We start from the raw sequence: 2,298 nt of genomic DNA, 5'->3' as shown, positions 1-2,298 counted from the left end.
GCCAACTACTTCAGAGCCGCTGGATACGAACCGGAGTAAGCTGAAACCGCTCTAGATGATGACGAGCGCGAGCGCTGGCGAGACGGCTACGAGGACGCCTGGGCGGCTTTGCACATGACCCGGGAGACGGTCGAAAGACTCGGCCCGCCGGCGTGCTGATTTCGGAGGACGCAGTCCTGCCGTTCCACGGTCCAGAGCCCGGCCACGAGGCGCAGACGATCTACGACGCCCTGACGAAGCTGCTCAGCCGATAGGGCGCCAAAGTTCGCCAAATCGGCCGGCGCGCTGCGGGCCTTCGGATTGAGGGTGGCGATCGCGGCGCGGTGAGGGCGTGTCGAGGCCGTCGTGTCTGTACGGGGCCAGGACGCGCGGGATCGGAAGTTCCTCACCGAGGTCACGCGGCGGGTTTCGAAGGCGCTCAGGGCGCTTCGAGACGGCGGGTAATGTCCTGGGACGGCCTTGAAGATCGCGAACAGGATGCCGGTGATGAGGTCGAGCCCGCCGGTCACCTCACCTCCGGGGAGGGAGATTGGAGCCCGGGCCGGTTCCCGGCCTGTCGGGTCCCGCCGGCTTCGTCTCGGGCTTCGCGTGCGGCGGCGGTTCAGGTGCTGGCGGTGCGGTTGGGCCGGCCTGCCCGAGGTTCAGTCCGATCCCGAACAGGCGCCAGCGCCCGTCCACCGGCGCGAAGATCATCTCGAAATTGACTTGCAGCGGCACGGACGGAAACAGGCCGGCCATCCGCATCATCCCGCCGGGCGCGGAGGTAGGCAGCACCGTGAGCTGAGGCTCGAGCACGGCGACGCCGGAAAGGTCCAGGTTCTGGGCCCGGAGATTGGCGAAGATCTCGCCCAGCCGGGCGGCGGTGTTGCCGGTCTGGAAGCCCGGCGCGCCGAGGTCGCGCAAAACCGTGTAATTCCCGGTCCGGTTGGCGTGGTCCACCGCGAGCAGGGTCGAGCGGATCAGGATCAGGACGCCGTTGCGGTCGATCTGGACGGGCTGCCCGACCGGAGGCGGCTGGGCAGGGGCTGGCGTCTGCGCGTTGCCTGCCGCCACCGCCGATGCGAACGAGAGCGCGACGAGGCAGGCCCGGAACACGCTCTGGCGGACGGCGGCGGACCCGTCGCGCCGCCGTGATGGGAGAGGACCTACCACGCGAAGGTCAGGCCGGCGCGACCGCCCACCCCGCCGCGGTCGGTCCCGAACCCGACCCCGCCCTGCGCGAAGACGTTGTCGCTGAGCCGAGCCACGCCCGAGACGGCAAAGGCGTTCTCGCCCCGGAACGTGCCCCATCCGCCCGAGAGCGCGTAGTTCTTGCCGGGGGGCAGGATGGCGCCGCCCATCGCCATGGCGATGGCCGTGCCCTCGAAGCCGCGCTTCATGTCGCGACGGAGCTGGATCACGTTGCCCTCTAGGGAGGCGGCGCGGTTCTCGAGCGAGCCGACGCGGCCCTCGAGCGCCGCGACGGTTCCCGGCCCGATCGAGGTTGCCGCGAGATTGCCGTTCGCATCCGTGGTCACGAAGCCGGTCGGGCCGGATTGAGCCGCAAGGCTCGACACGGAGGCGATCCCGGCGAGGGTGTAGGTCTGGCCCGCGGTTCCGATCGCGACCTGGTTCGCCCGGGTCGTGGTGACGCCTGCGCCGAGCGCCACGCTGTCCGCCTGGCCGGCCGTCGCCCCGACGCCGATCGCCGTCGCGTTCCCGCCGGCACTGGCCGAACGGCCGAGCGCCGTGCTGTTGTCGCCGGTCGCCTGCGCGAAGGCCCCGAAGGCCGAGGCCTCGGCTCCCGTCGCGGCGGCGTTGAACCCGACCGCCGTGGTCGGGTCTCCGCTCGCGACCGCTCCCGCGCCGATGGCGGTGGCGCCGAACTGGGTGGCCCGGGCCCCTGTGCCGAGCGCCGTCGTGCTCCCGCCGGAGGCATTCGCGCCGTAGCCGCCCGCAACCGCGTTCGCGCCGCTCGCGCTCGAGGGAGCCGCGCCGCCGCTGTTGTCGGCGCGGAACACGCCGGTCTGCCCGCTTTGAAGGGCCGCGATGCTGGACCGGTTGGTGGCGATGTCGCCGGTATTGGTCGTGGTCTGCGTGTCGAGCACGCCGAGCGCGGAGCCGAGATTGTTGTAGGTCGCGCCCTGCACCAGATAGCTCGGCGCGGTGAGGAGCCCGTTCGCGTCCACGCCCGCACCGCCGCCAAGCGCCGCGGCGGTACGCTGGTTGGTGGTCGCGATGGCCTGCGCGTTCGTCGCGACGGCCTGGTTGGTCGTGAAGAGCTGGCCCCCGTTGACGGCGTCGGTCGACCCTGCCGCA

Annotated in this window: 3 protein-coding genes; all 3 read right to left on the bottom strand. The window is 71.5% G+C overall.

What is annotated here, in order from left to right; translation table 11 throughout:
- Nucleotides 1-86 precede the first annotated feature (86 nt).
- Nucleotides 87-509: a hypothetical protein gene (locus ACFE87_RS15605; RefSeq protein ID WP_375460569.1), complete on the bottom strand. Its 423-nt coding sequence runs from the start codon at nucleotides 507-509 to the stop codon at nucleotides 87-89.
- A 1-nt stretch (nucleotide 510) separates the two neighbouring features.
- Nucleotides 511-1,152, bottom strand: a complete 642-nt coding sequence (locus ACFE87_RS15600) for a hypothetical protein (protein ID WP_375460568.1) — start codon at nucleotides 1,150-1,152, stop codon at nucleotides 511-513.
- Nucleotides 1,146-2,298 (bottom strand): YadA-like family protein (locus ACFE87_RS15595; RefSeq protein WP_375460567.1); only part of this gene is annotated, 1,153 nt, incomplete at its 5' end. The genes ACFE87_RS15595 and ACFE87_RS15600, both read right to left, overlap by 7 nt.

The sequence above is a fragment of the uncultured Enterovirga sp. genome (genome assembly GCF_964242715.1).
In the GTDB taxonomy this organism is placed as follows: Bacteria; Pseudomonadota; Alphaproteobacteria; order Rhizobiales; family Beijerinckiaceae; genus Enterovirga.
The sequence above is the reverse complement of the archived record's forward strand: the minus strand, read 5'-3'. Positions and strand labels throughout refer to the sequence as shown.